Origin of the sequence: Streptosporangium vulgare, assembly GCF_042428775.1 — a bacterium.
In the GTDB taxonomy this organism is placed as follows: domain Bacteria; phylum Actinomycetota; class Actinomycetes; order Streptosporangiales; family Streptosporangiaceae; genus Streptosporangium; species Streptosporangium vulgare.
Window position 1 is genome coordinate 443,827 of the sequence record NZ_JBHMBS010000003.1, and the last position, 17,164, is coordinate 460,990.

Below are 17,164 nucleotides of genomic sequence, written 5' to 3' on the forward strand. Positions count from 1 at the left end.
GAAATGGGGATGACGGCTTCTGCCGGGGATCACCCCGGCGTCATTGAGCCCGGATGATCTCTTCGAGTTGGCCCTTCATGGAGGAGACGACGTCCTCGCTGTCGTGTTCCGTGAAGGGCGGTGTGAGGGCGTTGGAGACCGCACTCGCGATCGCCAGGCTCACCTGGTCGTAGTTGGCGCTGGCGGGCCTGGGCCGGGCGGAGAGGATGCTCTGCTTCAGGACCGGCAGGTAGGGAAAACGCTTGATCAGGCCGGGGTCGTCGTACAACTCGGCCCACACGGGCGGGAACGAGCCGTCGGCGAGCACCCTGCGCTGGTTCTCCAGGCTGGTGAAGTATCGGATGAACTCGGTGGCCGACTTCTGCCGCTTGGAGAAGGCGCTCACCGCGAGGTTGTAGCCGCCGAGCGAGCCCGTTCCCGGCCCGTTCGCCCCGGGAAGCCGGGTGACCCCGAACTTGCCCGCGACCGCCGAGGTGGTGGCCGGTCCGTAGGTGTGCGGCCAGTTGCGGGCGAAGGCGAGCCTGCCCTCCTCGAAGGCGAGCTGTGCCTCGTCCTCCTTGAAGGAGAGCGACTCGGGCGGGATCCACCCCTCCCGGAAGCCGCCCACCAGGAAGTCCAGGCCGGCCTTCGCCTTGGCCACGTCCATGGTCACCTTGGTGCCGTCCGGGCTGAGGATCTGCCCGCCCGCCGACTGCACGGCCTCGGCGAAGTTGACGGTGAGGCCCTCGTAGGCCAGGAACTGCCCCGCGTAGCCGCCGATGCCGTACTTCTCGTGCAGGGCGCGCGCCTGGTCGCGTAGCTCCCCCCACGTCCTCGGCGGCTTGAGGCCCTCCTTGGCCAGCAGGTCCTTGCGGTAGAAGAGAAGGCCGGCGTTGCTGGTGTACGGGACCGCCCAGAGCTTGCCCCGGTAGACGGCCGTGTCGACGACCGGCGGCAGGAACCGGTCGAGCGGGAACATCGCCCGCTCCAGCGGCAGGATCCAGCCCGCGTCGGCGAACTCCGCCGTCCAGATCACGTCCAGTCCGAGCACGTCGTAGCGGTCGCTTCTGGCCTGGAGGTTGGCGACCATCTGCGCCCGCTGCTCGTCGGCCGCCTCGGGGAGCTCCAGCAGGGTCGCCCGCTCCCCGGGGTGGGTCTGGTTCCACCGGTCGAGCAGCGACTGCAGATAGGCGGTCGCGGGACGACCGATCACGAGGGTGAAGGGACCCGTCCCGCCGAACCGTTCGGTCTCCTGGGCGCCGGCCGCCGAACACGCCGTCACGAGAAGCCCGAGAAGCACGGCGAGCGCGGCGGGGATGGGTCGGCGCACCATGACCTCCCGGTTTCCAGTTGGTTACATACGTGTTAGGTAGATGCATGCATGTTATGCATAGCGATAACATCACCGTCAACGGATAACCCCGTAACGCTCACGTAACGAGCTCTCCGAGGAGGTGGGGCGTGCGGCTGACGCTGCTGGCGCTCCTCGCGAAGGAACCTGCCCACGGCTATGAGCTCAAACAGGCACTTGAACAGATTTTCGGCGGCGCCTACCCTTCTCCGAACATCGGGCAGATCTACGTCACGCTCGGCCGTCTGGAGAAGGACGGTCTGGTGCGCGCCGTGGACGTCGAGCAGTCCAACCGGCCGAACAAGAAGGTCTACTACCTGACGGCCGCCGGCCGCGAGATCCTCGACACGTGGGTGGACGAGCCCACCGAGGGGCCCAGGGTCCGGGACGAGTTCTTCATGAAACTCGTGCTGGCCCCGATGACCGGCATCGCCGACAGGATGGCGATGATCAACCGCCAGCGCCGTCACTACCTCGGACTCATGCGTGACCTCAACGAGCTCGCCGAGCGGACCGACCCGGAGAACCGTGTCGCGCTCCTGCTGGTCGAGGGGGCCATGCTGCACGTCCAGGCCGACCTCGACTGGCTCGAACGCTGCCAGGAGGACCTGAGTTGACGTCTCCCGTGGTTCCCGTGGGCGAAGCGGCTCCCGTGGTCGAAACCGTCAATCTCGTCAAGATCTACCAGGACGGCGGGGTGCCGGTGCCCGCGGTGCGGGGGGTCGACCTGCGGGTGAGCCCGGGGGAGTTCGTGGCGGTCATGGGCCCGTCCGGCTCCGGCAAGTCCACCCTGGTCCACATGATCGGCGGCCTTGAGGCCAGGACCAGCGGCGAGATCTGGCTCGACGGGCAGCGGGCCGACACGCTCAACGAGAGCGCCTGGGCGCTGCTGCGCCGCCGGAGGATCGGCTTCGTCTTCCAGTTCTTCAACCTCGTCGCCAACATGACGGTGGCCGACAACGTCGAGCTGCCCGCGCTGCTGGCCGGGGCCTCCACGCGCGAGGCCCGGCGTCGCCGCGAGTACCTCCTCGGCGAGCTCGGCCTCACCGCCCGCGCCGACGCCGCCCCCTCCCAGCTCGCCGGGGGCGAGCAGCAGCGGGTCGCGCTGGCCCGCGCGCTGGCCAACGAGCCGAGCCTGCTGCTCGCGGACGAGCCCACCGGCAACCTCGACAGCCGCAACACCCGCGACGTGCTGCGCCTGCTCGGCGAGGTCCACCGCGAGGGCCAGACCGTCATCCTGGTCACCCACGACGCCAGGGTGGCGAGCCTGGCCGACCGGGTGGTCTCCCTCCTGGACGGCCAGATCGTCGACGACGGCGGCGCCGGGCTGGTCCGCCGCCGCCCCAAGGGCAGCGCGGGCGACGTCGTCGAGCTGAGAGGCTGACGGTGCGCCCCCAGCCCCCCCGGCCCGCGGCCGCACAGGCTCCGCGGGCCGTACGGTCTCCGCGGGCCGCCCGGCCTCGTGCTCTGCGGGCCGTACGGTCTCCGCGGGCCGCACGGCCTCGTGTTCCGCGGGCCGTACGGTCTCCGCGGGCTCCGCGAGCCGTGCGGAGGACGTCGCCGTGAGCACCGTACGCGCCTCCGTCAGGTGGATCCGGGCCGACCTCAGGGCCCGCAGGGCGCAGGCGCTGCTGACGGTGCTGGCCGTGGCCGGGATCGTCACCGCCCTGATCACCTCCGCGACCCTGCTGGAGGACGGCACCAACCCCTGGCGCGGGCTGTTCGCCGAGTCCAGGGGCGCGCACGTGTGGATACACACCAAGGACGCCCCCGACCCGGCCGCGCTGTCGAGACTCCCCGGCGTGGTCCAGGTGGCCGGTCCCTACCGGTCGGCTCCGGTCACCCTCACGCTGGACGGGAAGAAGTCGCCGGTGGCCTTGCGGGAGATGTCCGCGACGCCGCCGAAGGTCGCCGTCCCCCTGATCCGCGAGGGCCGCGCGCTCCGCGCCGGAGACAACGACGGCGTGGTCGTCGAGCGCTCCTTCGCCAGGGCGCTCTCCCTCAGGGTGGGCGGCCTCTTCCCGGTGACCGCGCTCAACGGCGCCACCCACCCGCTCGTCGTGGTCGGCCTGGCCGACAGCGCCGACCAGGGCTTCTACCCCGAGTGGACGCCCGGCCTGGCCTGGACGCTCGCCCCCGTACTGGCGAGGGTCGAGCCCGCGCTGGGCCGCAGCGAGTCGGTCACCGGGCTGCGCCTGGCCGACGGCGAGGCCACGCTGCCCGCCGTCCACGGCGCCGTCACGCTCCTGGAGGGGCAGATCCAGCGGATGTCCACCTGGCGCGAGGTCCGCGCCTCGATGGAGCTGGACAACCGGCTGCTCGGCCTGCTGCTCGCGCTGTTCGGGATCACCGGGCTGGTCGCCGCCGCGCTCGCCATCGCCAACGCGGTGGGCGGCCGGGTGCTGAGCCAGACGCGCGACATCGCCACCCTCAAGTCCCTCGGCTACACCCGGGGCCAGGTGTTCGGCGTGCTCATGGCCGAGCACGGCGCGCTCGGGCTGCTCGGCATCGTCATCGGGCTGGTCTGCGGGCAGGTCGCCGCCTCGTTCGTCCTGGACGGGGTGCCGATCCTGCCGCTCTCCCCGGTCCCGCTGCTCGCCATCGCCGGCGGCACCGCCGCCGTGGTCCTGGTGGCGGTGGCCCTGCCCGCCTGGCGGGGCGGCCGCACCCCGCCCATCCCCGCGGCCCCCGCGGCGCCGCCCAGGGGGCACCTGTCGCGGCTGGCCCGCCTGGCGCTGCTCGTGCGGCTGCCCCCGGCCCTGGTCCTGGGCACCCGCGACGCCTTCACCCGGCGCGTCCCGGCGTTCCTGAGCATCTTCGGCGTCGCGGTCCCGATGATGATGATCACCATCGGGCTCGGCTGCTGGGCCACCCTGGACGACTTCCTGCGTCACCCGGAGCGGGTCGGCCAGGCGGCGGCGCTCACCGTGCGCCCGGACAAGCTCCCGGCCGACGACGCCCTGCGGATGGCGAGGGCCGACCCGGAGGTGCTCGCCGTCTACCCCGGCACCGAGGTGCCCGCGCTGGAGCCCGAGCAGACCAGGAGCGTGCTGGCCCGCGCCGCCGGGACCTCCGCCGAGCCGTACCCCTTCTCGGTCGTCGAGGGGCGGATGTACGCCGCCAGGGGTGAGGCCGTCGCCGGGCAGGGGCTGCTCGACCTGCTGGACGTGAAGATCGGTGACCGGGTCCGGCTCACCGTCGGCGGCACCCCGCTCATCGTGCACCTCGTGGGCCGGGTGGTGGAGCCCGACCAGGACGGCGAGGTGCTCTCCTTCGGGATCGACAGCCTCGCGGCCAAGGACGCGGTGCCGCCGCAGTTCTACAGCCTGGTGCTCAGGCCGGGCGCCGATCCGGCGGAGGTGAGGGCGCGGCTGCTGATCGCCTCGGGTGAGGCGCTGGAGGTGCAGCGGGTGGTCAACCCGGCCGAACGGCTCGCGATCATCCGCGTGGTGATCGTGGCGCTGATCGTCGTGCTCGCCCTGCTCGGCCTGGCCAACCTCCTGACGGCGAGCGCCCTGGGCCTGCGTGACCACGCCTTCGACCTCGCGGTGCTCAAGGCCATGGGCCTCACGCCCCGGCAGGTGGCCGCCACCCTGGTCACCGGGACCGGCCTGCTGATCGTGCTGGGCGTGGTCGCGGGCGCCGTGGCGGGTGCCTCGCTGGTCGGCGGGCTGATCGACCTGCAGGGGCACACCAGCGGCGTCGGGGCGGGCATCGGCCGTGCGCCCTCGGTCCTCACGCTCGCCGTCGCGATGCTCGTCGCGGTCGGGACCGCCCTGCTGGTGACGCTGATCCCGGCCGGGCGCGCGGCCCGCGCCCAGGTCCCGGTCGCCGCGCGATAGCCCGGAACGCGGACGCCCCCGGGACGGTGACCGTCCCGGGGGCGTATCAAAAAGGGCTCAAGAGGGCTCAGACGTCGATGCCGGGGGTGTCGGAGTTCTTGAGCGAGAACCAGTAGAAGCCGTGACCGGGCAGGGTCAGCAGGTACGGCAGGGTGCCCACCGGGGGGAACCGCACCCCGCCCCTGGCCTCGACGGGGATCATGCCCGCGAAGCGGCGCAGGTCGAGCTCGACCGGCTGCGGGTACTTCGACAGGTTGTTGACGCACAGCATCAGGTCGTCGCCGTCCTCGCGGACGAAGCTGAGCACCGCCTGGTTGCTGGACCACAGCTCGTTGTAGACGCCGGTGCCGAAGACCTGGTGGTCGCGGCGGATCGCCAGCATGTTCCTGGTGAAGTGCAGCAGCGACGCGGGGTTCTTCTGCTGCGCCTCCACGTTGACCGCCTGGTAGCCGTGGATCGGGTCCATGACGACGGGCAGGTACAGGCGCCCGGGGTCGGCCTTGGAGAAGCCCGCGTTGCGGTCGGGGCTCCACTGCATCGGGGTGCGGACCGCGTCGCGGTCCTCCAGCCAGATGTTGTCGCCCATGCCGATCTCGTCGCCGTAGTACATGACCGGGGAGCCGGGCAGCGACAGCAGCAGCGCGGTGAACAGCTCGATCTGGTCGCGGTCGTTCTCCAGCAGCGGGGCGAGCCGGCGCCGGATGCCGAGGTAGGCCCGCATGCGCGGGTCCTTGGCGTACTCGGCGTGCATGTAGTCGCGCTCCTCCTCGGTCACCGTCTCGAGCGTGAGCTCGTCGTGGTTCCGCAGGAAGATGCCCCACTGGCCGCTCTCGGGGAGCTTCGGCGTCCGCGACATGATCTCGGAGATCGGCTCGCGGCTGCCCTGCCGCACCCCCATGAAGATGCGCGGCATGAGCGGGAAGTGGAAGGCCATGTGGCACTCGTCGCCGCCGACCGAGGGGTCGCCGAAGTACTCGACCACGTCCTCGGGCCAGCCGTTGGCCTCGGCGAGCAGCACCCGGTCCGGGTAGAGGCGGTCGACCTCGGCGCGGACCTTCTTCAGGTACGCGTGGGTCTCCGGCAGGCCGGAGCAGTCGGTGCCCTCGCGCTCGAAGAGGTACGGCACCGCGTCGAGCCTGAAGCCGTCGATGCCCAGGTCCAGCCAGAACCGCAGGACCTCCAGCATGGCCTCCTGGACCGCCGGGTTCTCGTAGTTCAGGTCGGGCTGGTGGTGGAAGAAGCGGTGCCAGTAGTACTGCTTGCGGACCGGGTCGTAGGTCCAGTTGGACTCCTCGGCGCCGATGAAGATGATCGGCGCGTCGGGGTACCCGGCCGGGTCGTCGGACCAGACGTAGAAGTCGCCGTACGGCCCCTCGGGGTCGTGGCGGGAGGCCTGGAACCAGGGGTGCTTGTCGCTGGTGTGGTTCATCACCAGGTCGGTGATGATGCGCAGGCCACGCTTGTGCGCCGACTCGATCAGCTCCACGAAGTCCCCGAGGTCGCCGAAGTCCGGCAGGATCTTCATGTAGTCGGAGATGTCGTATCCGCCGTCACGCAGGGGAGACTCGTACAGCGGGAGCAGCCACAGGCAGTCGACGCCGAGCCACTGGACGTAGTCCAGCTTCTCGATGAGGCCGCGCAGGTCGCCGGTGCCGTCGCCGTTGGAGTCCTTGAACCCGCGGACCAGGACCTCGTAGAAGACGGCGCGCTTGTACCACTGGGGGTCCGCGGAGACGAAGTCCTCGGCCACGGAGTCCTGGGAGGGGGAGGGCAGGGGGGATGGATTCATCGTGTTCTCGCTCACGGTGATGGAGGGCAGGACGAAGTCACCGGATGCTCCGGCTGATGATGTTTGGTGACCGCGCCGGCGGGAGCCGTCATCCCCACGAGCTCCATGCTCTCGGCCGGGCCGAATTTGTGATTCGGGACCGTCCGTTGTGGCGCTTTCTGGGCCGAACACTACCAGCCGTCTGACGCCCTGGAACCCCCCTTGGCGTGCTACGCCGCCGCCGTCCCACGGAATCGCCGCGCGCATCGCGCCGTGGCCGCGTAATCGCCGCGTCGCTCACTGTTTTCCTGCGCGAAACATGACACGCCCCAAGAGAGCGGTCCCGCACCGTGTCCGCAGCTCAGGCCCGTACGCGCACCGCCGGGAGAGGGCACGGGCCGGCCCTCGGCCGAGGGGTTCCAGGTTCGCTTTCCGAAGGCGCGGAAAGACCCCGCCGGACCACGTCATAGGGGTTCGGCGGGTAGGTCACAGGGGCCGGGGCGGGTCCGGGGAGGGGTGGGCCGAGGGCCCGCGAGGGGTGGACTCCAGGCCCGCGGAGGGGTGGGTCCCACGCCCGGGACGGGGTGGTCCGGGCGCGGGGAGGGGCGGGTCAGGCCCAGGGAGGGGTGAGCTCGGGGAGGTTGTCCCGGTAGTCGCCGAGCCAGGCGCCGAACAGCACCAGGCCGCGCACCCAGAAGCGGTCGTTCCAGCCGTTGAACCGCGCCAGCGCGTCGGGCCCCTCGGCGACCACGAGGTGGAGCTGCTCCGACAGCAGCGAGGGCACGGTGTCGGCGACCCGGGTGAGCATCCGGTGCCCGTACTCCCTGGCGGGCGCGGCGGCCGAGCGGAGCGGGATCCGCTGGAGCGGCTGCTTGACCACGTTGGTGGAGGGCAGCGCGGCCACGCGCGGGTCGGCCGCGTACAGGATCTCGCGGTAGAAGCGCCCCTGGTCCTTGCGGTGCACGCCGACCGAGAGAGCCGCGTCGAAGAAGGCCGGGTGGATGAACGGCGCCGCGAACGAGACCTCGGGGCCGACCAGGTTGACCGGGGAGCGGGCGATGCCCCGCGCGGTCCTGGTGTGCAGGACCGACAGCGGCAGCTCCGCCCGGTGGCCGTTGAGCATGGTGGTCGACTGGGTGAAGGCGTGCCCGACGCTGTCGGTGATCCAGGCCTCGGCCTCCTCCGACAGGAACGGCACGGACGGGGAGCCCAGCGTGAGCGAGCCGAGCAGCGCGGCCTTGCGCTCGGCCTGCGTGGAGGCATCCAGTGCGGCCCCGCTGACCATGAAGTTCTTCAGCAGCGGCCCGCCGGCGAGCCCGTCGACCAGGGTCCGCCCCGCCTTGTGCACCTCGCGGGCGAAGGGGGTGTACCAGGCGTGGTGCGGGGTGAGGAACTCCAGCCGCCGCGCCGCGGCCAGCGCGTCGTCGGGGTAGGCGGCGGCGTCCTGGGGGATCACCCGGTGGCGCACGCCCAGCTCGCGGGTGATCGCCTTGGCGAAGACGATGTCGGTGTCGGTGCCGTCGTCGGGGCTGGTCGTCCACGACTCCACGTCGGCCCCGCGCGCCACCGCCACCGAGCACAGCAGCCGCGAGTCGTAGCCGCCGCTCACCGGCACCAGCAGCGGGCGCCCGTCGAACTCCTTGTAGACCTCGTGCAGGATCTCCAGGATCTCCCCGGCGGTCCTGCCCGCCTCGTAGGGCTCCTCGCGCAGCCACCGGGGCAGCAGCCGCTCGACGCCGACCCGGCCCGCCGCCCGGTCGAAGACCAGCGCGCTCGCCCCCGACAGCCGTTTCACCTGCGTGTACGGGGTGTCGTCGCGCAGCGGGAAGGTGAGCTGGATGATCGAGGCCCAGGCGTCCCAGTTGATCTCGTACGGCGTGCGCGCCAGGGAGAGCAGCGGTTCCAGCAGCGAGGAGAAGTAGACCGCCCCGCCGAAGGAGAGGTAGTAGACATCGACGAGGCCGAGACCTCCGGCGTGCAGCGTGATCCGCTCACCGTCGTCGATCAGGCCGGGCGTCTCGTAGGTCTCCGCCACGGTGATCCACGGGGCCGCCCCGCCGGGCGTGCGCTCCCCCCAGGCGAAGGCCCAGGTGCGCTCGTCCCGCTGGTAGGGCGGCAGCGGGGAGGAGCTGAACAGGGCCGCGTTCCCGGCCTGTACGGCGGGTCTCACCCGGGGCCCGGCCCCGCGCAGCGTCTCCAGGACGGCCTCGTCGAGGTGTCCGATGCCGCCGCAGACGTACGGCCTCACATTGAACGTCGGCCACTGCACCGTGCTGACTCCTCTGTGTCGCGATTGACCAAAGGGTATCCTTTCGCCCGGCTCACGAAACGGAGGACGGCGTGGCGGGCGAGCAACTCGAAAGCACACGACAGGCGTTGCGGGAGGCGGTGGCGCACGCGGAGAGGGCTTCCGAGCTGGCCCGTCTGCTTGAGGCTGCACAGGCCAAGATCGCCGACGCGGAGCGTGCGGCCGAGGAACTGCGCGGGGTGAAGGAACTCCTGAGCGAGACCGAGGAGCGGCTGGAGGCCGCGAACGCGGCCGAGGAGAAGCTCCGCAAGGACCTGGCGGAGCAGCGCTACCAGGCCGAGGTGGCCAGGTGGAAGCTCTCCTCGGTGCAGGTGGCCCGCTGGTCGCGGCTGGGTGACGCGATCAAGACGGGCAAGAGCAACCCGGTGCGGCTGGCGCGCGGCCTGCGCGGGGCGGCCAAGCCGGCCAAGCGCCCGACCGCGCCCAAGCGCCAGCCGGTGCCGCGCAAGGCGGGCGACAAGGCGCCCGCCCCCGGGGCGTCCTTCCAGGCCACCAGCTCCGTCAGGACCGTCGGCGGCAGGTCGGTGAAGCTCAAGCCGTACCGCGTGCCGACCGGCCCGAACACCCGCCCGCACCTGACCGCGGCCGTGATCGCCGCGCCGCACGGCGAGGCGCTGCTGCGCTACGAGTGGCGCCAGACCACCGGCTTCACGCCGAGGGACTTCGCCCGGGTGCTGGCCGCGGAGGTCCCGCACCTGCTGCTGGTCGAGTCGGTGACCGAGGGGCCGTGGGCGGAGGAGCTGCGCCGGCCCGACCAGGGACTGCGCGGCCTGCTGGCCTGGTGCGCGGAGCGGGGCATCCGCACCGTCTTCTGGCACACCGAGGGCACCCCCGCCGAGTTCGTCGCCGCGGCCAGGCTGTTCGAGCACGTCGTGACCGCGCTGCCCAGGTCCGTGGGGGCGTGGGGCGCCGCGCTGGCGGCCCAGGAGCCCGAGCAGGGGCGCCGGACGCCCTCGCTGGGAATCCTGCCCTTCGCCGTCCAGCCGCGCGTGCACAACCCGCTGCCGCTGGCCGGGGACCGGTTCGAGCGGGTGCTCTCGCTGGAGGAGCTGCTTCCCGGGCACCTGTCGTACCCGGACGTGCTCACCTCCTACCGCTGGCCCGTCGCGGTCGACTGCCCGCCGGGCACGGAACCCTGGCGGATGGCCGAGCTGGCCGCCTGCGGCACTCCCATCGGCACCGAGCCCGACGCGCGCCGCGCCCACCTGGCGCTCCGCCAGGCGTACGCCTCGGGCACGATGACCGACAAGGTCGACGACCTGCTGGACGCGATCGGCCTGCCCAGCGGCAGGGCCACCCTGAACATCTCGGTGATCATGATCGACCGGGGCGACCTCGACTACGCGCTGGCCCAGGTCGCGCCGCAGAAGGGCGTCGTCCAGCTGGTGCTGCTGTCGGACGCCCCGGACGCCGTCGGGCGGGCCCGCGAGGCGATGCCCGACGGGGTGGACGTCGCGGTGCGCCGCTCCGACACCGAGCTGACCACGGGCGGCCTGCTCAACCGCGCCCTCGACCTGTGCCAGGGCGACCTGGTGGCGGTCATGGACGCCCGCGACCGGTACGGCGAGCACTACCTGGCCGACCTCAGCCGGGCCTTCCTGTTCGCCAACGCCGACATCGTGGGCAAGGCGGCCTACTACGCCCACCTGCGCGACGTCGCGGCGACCGTGCTGCGCCAGCCCTCGGCGGAGTACTCCTACCTGCCCGACGTGGCGGGGGCGACCCTGCTGGCCCGCCGCGCGGTCCTGCGGGGCATCGGCTTCGCCGACGTCTCGGACAACTGGGCCGACGTGCTGATGCGCCAGTGCCGCGCGGACGGGATCAAGGTCTTCTCCGCCGACCGCTTCGGGTACGTCTGCCTCCGCGACCGCGACCGCTGGCTGCTCGGCTCGGCCCAGCTCGTCGACTACGGCCCGGCGGATCCGCACGCCCTGATCTGAACGGGTCCTCGGGGGCGCGTTCCTCGCCGTGACGGCGGCCGGTCCGGGCGTCCCGGCCGCTTCGGCCGGTCCGCAGGGCCTGGCCTGAGCGCCGGCCGTCCGGGGGTCGTTAGGCTGCCGGGATGACGCCCGGCGCGCTCGGCGAGGTCCTCGGCCTGCCACCGATCCCCAGGGGGACGTGGGCCGGGGAGGCGCTCTACGTCTCCCCGGCCGCGCTGCGCCGGGGCGAGGACCCCGGTGAGCTGGCCGACCGGCTCCGCGCGCTGCCGGGGGTCGCGGCCGTCCGGGTGCGGCCCGGCGGTTTCCTGGAGATCGTGGTGGCGGTGCCCGGCGAGCTGGTCACGGAGATCGGCGCGGCCGTTCCCGCCGGCACGGGCGGGGGCGCGAGTGCGATCACGGGCGGGGGCGCGAGTGCGGGCGAGGTCACGAAAGCGGGCGCGGGCGCGGCCGGGTCCCCGTGGGAGGACCTGCCCAGGACGTGGGCCAACCCCGGGTTCGTCGTGAGGTACGCGCACGCGCGGGCGGTCGCCGTACAGCGCTGGGCCTCGGAACTCGGCGTCGGCGGGGACTTCAGGCCCGAGCTGCTGGAGGACCGCAGGGACCGGGCGGTGCTCAGGCTGCTGGCCGAGCTGCCCGGCAGGCGGGTGAGCCGGGACCCCGGGTGGGCCGCCTACGCCGAGCAGCTGGCCCTGGCCTACCACGACGCGTTCGAGGGGGCCGCCGCGCTTCCCTCGGGGGACGAGGAGCCCTCGGAACTCCACGCCGCCCGGGTGCGCCTGGCGCGGGCCGTGCGGGACGTGCTGGCCGAGGCGCTGGCGGCGCTTGGCGAGACGGCACCCGACAGATTGTGATAGACCCTCCCAAAGGATTTAAAAAGGATCAGGGAGAGGTGGATGGCCGGGCCCCGGGACTGGGAGGCGTACGAGCCACGCCGACCCGGGATGGTCCGGCGGGTGCTGCCGACCCTGCTCGCCTTCGCCGTCATCATCGGCGGGCTCGCCTACCTCGGCGGAGACCTCAGGGAACTTCTCGGGACCGCCCCCGGCTCGCCCCGTTCGGCCGCGGCGACGCATCGCCTCTACCAGGAGACCGGGCCGGTCGGCGGTCGCTGCGGCACCCTTCCGGAAGACCTCGACGCAGACGCCAGGACGTCGCTGAAGGCCCTCGCCGGGTGCCTGGACCGGATGTGGGCGGCCACCCTGGAGCAGGCGGGCATCGACTACGAGCCGCCGGAGGAGGTGCGGCTGGTCGACGCCCCTGAGGAGGCCGAGTGCGGGATCGACGACTACGACTGGGCCGGGATCTACTGCCCCGGGCCTCGCGTCGTCAACGTGCTGGTCGAGGGTGAGCGGGCCTTCTCGATGATGTTCACGCTCGCGCACGAGTACGCCCACCACGTCCAGGAGGTGAGCGGGATCGCCGACCAGAGGGGCTCGGAGACCTTCGACGAGGCGTGGTCGCGACGGCTCGAACTGCAGGCCGACTGCCTCGCCGCGGCGACGCTGCGCGGCGTGGCGCCGCGCCGGCTGGAGGACCTGCGCCTGCTGGCCGGACGCGGTTCCGGCGCCGACGAGGGCGTGGAGGCGGGCTACCGGCAGTCGCACGGCTCGGGGGCGAGCAGCGCCGAGTGGATGCGGCGCGGCCAGGAGGGCGGCACCGTGGGATCCTGCAACACCTGGGCCGCTCCCGCCGAGCGGGTCTCCTAGGTTCCCCCCCCCGTAGGTCTCTCCGGGTCCCTACAGGTCTCTCCGGGTCCCTCGCCCCGGATCTTCCCCGCCCCCTTCGGTCTCCCGGGGCTCTCCGGTCTCTCTGGAACGGGTCGGCTCCGGCCCTCTCTCGGAGATCGTGTCGCGATGCGACGTTAAAATATGTTGCCAAAGTGGCGCATAACGTAAAAACTTCGCGTGTTCGGGGTTGATCGCGTCTCGATGGGTGGGCAATCGTCTCAGGGGGATCACCGGGTCCGATAGCCTCGATCGGGTGAGTCGATTCGCCCACCCCGCCGGTGACCGGCATGCAGAAGTGCTGCCCGAGGAGCGCCCTCCGCACGCACCCGCCGATCTGAACACGCTCGACCCCACCATCTGGCCGCGAACGTCGAGCCGCGCCGACGGCTCGATCACGATCGGCGGCGCGGACGTCAGGGACCTGGTCGAGGAACACGGCACCCCGCTCTACGTGGTGGACGAGGAAGACTTCCGCTCCCGCTGCCGCGACTACGCGAGCGCGTTCTCCGGGGGAGAGGTCCACTACGCGGGCAAGGCGTTCCTGTGCCGCGAGGTCGCCCGCTGGATCATGCAGGAGGGCCTCGGCCTCGACGTGTGCAGCGCCGGTGAGCTCGCCGTCGCGCTCAGCGTCGGGTTCCCGCCCGAGCGGATCACCATGCACGGCAACAACAAGTCGCTCGCCGAGCTGGAGAAGGCCGTCGAGGCCGGGGTCGGGCACATCGTGGCCGACTCCTTCGAGGAGATCGCCCGCCTGGGCTTCCTCGCCGACAAGCACGGCAGGCGTCCCAAGGTGATGATCCGCGTCACCGTTGGCGTCGAGGCCCACACCCACGAGTTCATCGCGACCGCCCACGACGACCAGAAGTTCGGCTTCTCGCTGAGCAGCGGCGCGGCGGCCGAGGCGGCGCGGCGGATCCTCGCCCTGCCCCAGCTGGAGCTCGTCGGCCTGCACTCCCACATCGGCTCCCAGATCACCGACACCGCCGGGTTCGAGGTGGCCGCGTCCCGCCTCGCCACCCTGCTGGTCAAGATCAAGGACGAGCACGGCGTCGTGCTGCCCGAGCTCGACCTCGGCGGCGGCTACGGCATCCCGTACGTCGAGGGCGACACCGCGCCCGACGTCAAGGAGATCGCCGACAACCTGCGGGAGATCGTGAGCAAGGTGGCCAGGGGCGCCGGCCTGCCGGTGCCCAAGCTCACCGTCGAGCCGGGCAGGGCCATCGCCGGGCTCGCCGGGGTGACGCTCTACGAGGTCGGCACGATCAAGGACGTCGAGGGCCTGCGCACCTACGTCAGCGTCGACGGCGGCATGAGCGACAACATCCGCACCGCCCTCTACGGCGCCGACTACACCGCGCGCCTGGCCTCCCGCGAGAGCACCGCGAGGCCGATGCTCTCCCGCATGGTCGGCAAGCACTGCGAGAGCGGCGACATGGTCGTGCGCGACCTGTGGTTCCCCGCCGACCTCGCCACCGGCGACCTGGTCGCCGTCGCGGGCACCGGCGCCTACTGCCGCTCGCTCGCCAACAACTACAACTACCTCCCCAAGCCCGCCGTGGTCGCGGTCAAGGACGGGGTGTCCCGCGTGATCGTCCGCCGGGAGACCGAGGACGACCTCCTGAGAGGACAGCTGTGAAACGACCCGGAGCGGCGGGGGAAGCCCGTCCATGGTGTGAGCGAAAAGGGGGCGTGACCGCATGGCACTGAAAGTCGCACTGCTGGGATGCGGCGTCGTCGGCTCCCAGGTGGTCAGGCTCATGCACGAGCAGGCCGACGACCTCGCCGCCCGCATCGGCGCGCCGCTGGAGCTCGCCGGGGTCGCCGTACGGCGCCTGGGCCGCAGGCGGGACGCCGACGTGGACCCCGCCCTGCTCACGACGGACGCCGAGGCCCTGGTCACCCGGGACGACATCGACATCGTCGTCGAGGTGATCGGCGGCATCGAGCCCGCCAGATCGCTCATCCTGGCCGCGCTCAACAGCGGCAAGTCGGTCGTCACGGCCAACAAGGCGCTGCTCGCCGAGGACGGCGCGACCGTCCACGCCGCGGCCAGGGCCGGTAACGCCGACCTCTACTTCGAGGCGGCCGTCGCGGGCGCCATCCCGCTGATCCGGCCGCTGCGCGAGTCGCTCGCCGGAGATCACGTGCACCGCGTGCTCGGCATCGTCAACGGCACCACCAACTACATCCTCGACCAGATGGACTCCAGCGGGGCCTCGTTCTCCGACGCGCTCGGGGAGGCGCAGGCGCTGGGCTACGCCGAGGCCGACCCCACCGCCGACGTGGAGGGCTTCGACGCCGCGGCCAAGGCCGCGATCCTCGCCGGGATCGCCTTCCACAGCCGGGTGACGGCCGCCGACGTGCACCGCGAGGGCATCACCGAGATCACCGCGACGGACGTGGCCAGCGCCAAGGCCATGGGATACGTCATCAAGCTGCTCGCGATCTGCGCCCGTTCCGACGACGGCAGGTCGTTCGGCGTACGGGTGCATCCGGCCATGATCCCCAGGACGCACCCGCTGGCCGGGGTCCGCGAGGCCTACAACGCGGTCTTCGTCGAGGCGCAGTCCGCCGGGCAGCTCATGTTCTACGGCGCGGGCGCGGGCGGCGCCCCGACCGCGAGCGCGGTGCTGGGCGACATCGTGGCCGTGGCGCGCAACGTGCTGGCGGGGGCCCGGGGGCCGGAGGAGTCCACGTACGCCGACCTGGTCGTGCACCCGATGGGCGAGACCGTCACGCGCTACCACGTCTCCCTGGACGTCGCCGACAAGCCCGGCGTGCTCGCCAGGGTCGCCGACATGTTCGCCAAGCAGGACGTCTCCATCCAGACCGTCAGGCAGGAGGGGCACGGCGCGGACGCCCAGCTGGTGCTCGTCACCCACCGGGCCAGCGACGCCGCGCTCTCCGCCACGATCGAGGGCCTGCGCGAGCTGGACATCGTCCGCGACGTGGTGAGCGTCATGCGTGTCGAGGGCGAGGACGCCTCCTAGCCGATGCCCTGCCGGTCCGGGCCAGGCCTGGGCCAGGCCTGGCCTGGCCCGGACCGGACCAAGGGCCGGACCAGGCCGGTCCGGGCGAGTTCGCCGCGACCGGCCCGCTCGGCCCGCGTTGGTTCGGTGTTCGCCCGCCCGGAGTCGGCGTCGGTTCGGCCTCGGCCTGCTCGACCGGCGTCGGCTCGGTGTCGGTCCGGCGTCGGTCCGTGTTGCTTCGTGGCGGGCGCGCTCTGCCGTCGTCGGCGCTGTCAGGGCCGACGACGGCTCTGCCAGGGGCCCGGTCCCGGCCGCCGCGACGATCGAGGCCGTCGTGCCATGCCGGCTCGGCATCGGGTTCCTGGGCATTTGATAACGGATCATTTGGTGACCTCTAGCGGCTTATAAGGTGCTTTTATGCTTTGTTTGCCGTTCCGCGAAGGAGAACTCGCCGTGAAGGTCTTTCGCCGGGCGGCGGCGTTCGCCACGGCGCTGACCGTCGTGGCGGCGCTGGGCCCGGCCGCCCACGCGACGACCGGGCGACCCGCGAAGAAGGCCGCAACGGTCGTCGCGCTCACCTTCGACGACGGCGACTCCTCCCACCCCGCCGTCGCCCGCATGCTGGAGAAACGTGGCATGCGTGGAACGTTCTACGTCAACACCGAGACCGTCGGGGGCGAGCAGAAGCTGACCCGGCGCGGGCTCGCCGAGATCGCCAGGAAGGGCCACGAGATCGGCGGTCACACGCTGACCCACGTCCGTCTCACCGAGCTGACCCAGAGCGAGCAGGAGGGCCAGATCTGCGACGACCGCAGGACGCTGGTGGCGTGGGGATACCGGCCCACCACCCTCGCCTACCCGTTCGGCGCGGTCGACTCCGACGCCATGGCGGTGGCGCGGCGGTGCGGCTACGACGCGGCCCGCGGGGTCGGCGGGCTCAAGGAGTGGGGCTGCCCCGGCTGCCCGCCCGGCGAGACTCTCCGCCCGAAGAACCGCTACGACATCCGCACGCCGGGCTCCGTCCGCGAGGACACCCTGCTGCGGCACATGAGGCAGCAGGTCCTCAACGCCGAGAAGGGTGGCGGCGGGCTGGTCCCGCTGGTGTTCCACCGCGTCTGCGACGACTGCGGCCTCTACTCGACGACTCCCAAGCGTCTGGGCCAGTTCCTTGACTGGCTGGCGAGCCGTAAGCCCCACGGCACGGTCGTGCGGACCCTGCAGAGCGCCGTCGGCGCCCGCTACCGCGCCCTGCCCAGGCAGGAGTGACCTGGCCGCCGAGG

General features: G+C 72.2%; 12 protein-coding genes. 9 read left to right on the top strand and 3 right to left on the bottom strand.

Going from position 1 to position 17,164, the window contains the following annotated elements; genetic code table 11:
- Window positions 1-40: 40 nt before the first annotated feature.
- Window positions 41-1,312, bottom strand: coding sequence for an ABC transporter substrate-binding protein (locus ACFFRH_RS08665; protein ID WP_344746442.1), 1,272 nt, complete (start codon window positions 1,310-1,312; stop codon window positions 41-43).
- Window positions 1,313-1,440: 128 nt separating this feature from the next.
- Between ACFFRH_RS08665 and ACFFRH_RS08670 the strand changes: the two genes are divergently transcribed.
- From ACFFRH_RS08670 to ACFFRH_RS08680, 3 genes are all read left to right on the top strand, one after another.
- Window positions 1,441-1,947 (top strand): PadR family transcriptional regulator, encoded by a 507-nt coding sequence (locus tag ACFFRH_RS08670; protein ID WP_344746443.1) that lies wholly within the window; start codon window positions 1,441-1,443, stop codon window positions 1,945-1,947.
- Between the two features lie 17 nt (window positions 1,948-1,964).
- On the top strand, window positions 1,965-2,714 hold the full coding sequence (locus tag ACFFRH_RS08675; RefSeq protein ID WP_386155462.1) for an ABC transporter ATP-binding protein: 750 nt from the start codon (window positions 1,965-1,967) through the stop codon (window positions 2,712-2,714).
- Window positions 2,715-2,892: 178 nt separating this feature from the next.
- Entirely contained in the window at window positions 2,893-5,172 is a 2,280-nt protein-coding gene (locus ACFFRH_RS08680; protein ID WP_386155464.1) for an FtsX-like permease family protein, read from the top strand.
- Between the two features lie 67 nt (window positions 5,173-5,239).
- On the opposite strand, the gene treS is transcribed toward ACFFRH_RS08680, so the two are convergent.
- Window positions 5,240-6,961, bottom strand: coding sequence for a maltose alpha-D-glucosyltransferase (gene treS / locus ACFFRH_RS08685; RefSeq protein ID WP_386155466.1), 1,722 nt, complete (start codon window positions 6,959-6,961; stop codon window positions 5,240-5,242).
- Window positions 6,962-7,550: 589 nt separating this feature from the next.
- Window positions 7,551-9,209: an asparagine synthetase B family protein gene (locus ACFFRH_RS08690; RefSeq protein ID WP_344744643.1), complete on the bottom strand. Its 1,659-nt coding sequence runs from the start codon at window positions 9,207-9,209 to the stop codon at window positions 7,551-7,553.
- 71 nt (window positions 9,210-9,280) lie between these two features.
- Between ACFFRH_RS08690 and ACFFRH_RS08695 the strand changes: the two genes are divergently transcribed.
- The 6 genes from ACFFRH_RS08695 to ACFFRH_RS08720 all read left to right on the top strand — a co-directional run bounded on the left by ACFFRH_RS08695 (window position 9,281) and on the right by ACFFRH_RS08720 (window position 17,150).
- Window positions 9,281-11,188: a hypothetical protein gene (locus tag ACFFRH_RS08695; RefSeq protein WP_344744644.1), complete on the top strand. Its 1,908-nt coding sequence runs from the start codon at window positions 9,281-9,283 to the stop codon at window positions 11,186-11,188.
- 122 nt (window positions 11,189-11,310) lie between these two features.
- Window positions 11,311-12,039: a DALR anticodon-binding domain-containing protein gene (locus ACFFRH_RS08700; RefSeq protein WP_344744645.1), complete on the top strand. Its 729-nt coding sequence runs from the start codon at window positions 11,311-11,313 to the stop codon at window positions 12,037-12,039.
- 42 nt (window positions 12,040-12,081) lie between these two features.
- Entirely contained in the window at window positions 12,082-12,894 is an 813-nt protein-coding gene (locus tag ACFFRH_RS08705) for a neutral zinc metallopeptidase (RefSeq protein ID WP_386155469.1), read from the top strand.
- Between the two features lie 274 nt (window positions 12,895-13,168).
- Complete coding sequence (gene lysA / locus ACFFRH_RS08710) at window positions 13,169-14,551, top strand: diaminopimelate decarboxylase (RefSeq protein WP_344744648.1); 1,383 nt, start codon at window positions 13,169-13,171, stop codon at window positions 14,549-14,551.
- A gap of 61 nt (window positions 14,552-14,612) precedes the next feature.
- A complete protein-coding gene (locus tag ACFFRH_RS08715; protein WP_344744650.1) occupies window positions 14,613-15,905 on the top strand; it encodes a homoserine dehydrogenase in 1,293 nt (430 codons plus the stop codon).
- Window positions 15,906-16,337: 432 nt separating this feature from the next.
- The gene (locus ACFFRH_RS08720; protein ID WP_344744651.1) at window positions 16,338-17,150 is read left to right on the top strand and encodes a polysaccharide deacetylase family protein; all 813 of its coding nucleotides are present in this window, start codon (window positions 16,338-16,340) and stop codon (window positions 17,148-17,150) included.
- Window positions 17,151-17,164 lie beyond the last annotated feature (14 nt).

Coding starts and splice junctions, on each gene's coding strand:
- ACFFRH_RS08705 (WP_386155469.1), top strand. CDS start 12,082: ATGGCCGGGCCCCGGGACTGGGAGGCGTACGAGCCACGCCGACCCGGG.
- ACFFRH_RS08700 (WP_344744645.1), top strand. CDS start 11,311: ATGACGCCCGGCGCGCTCGGCGAGGTCCTCGGCCTGCCACCGATCCCC.
- ACFFRH_RS08715 (WP_344744650.1), top strand. CDS start 14,613: ATGGCACTGAAAGTCGCACTGCTGGGATGCGGCGTCGTCGGCTCCCAG.
- treS (WP_386155466.1), bottom strand. CDS start 6,961: ATGAATCCATCCCCCCTGCCCTCCCCCTCCCAGGACTCCGTGGCCGAG.
- ACFFRH_RS08665 (WP_344746442.1), bottom strand. CDS start 1,312: ATGGTGCGCCGACCCATCCCCGCCGCGCTCGCCGTGCTTCTCGGGCTT.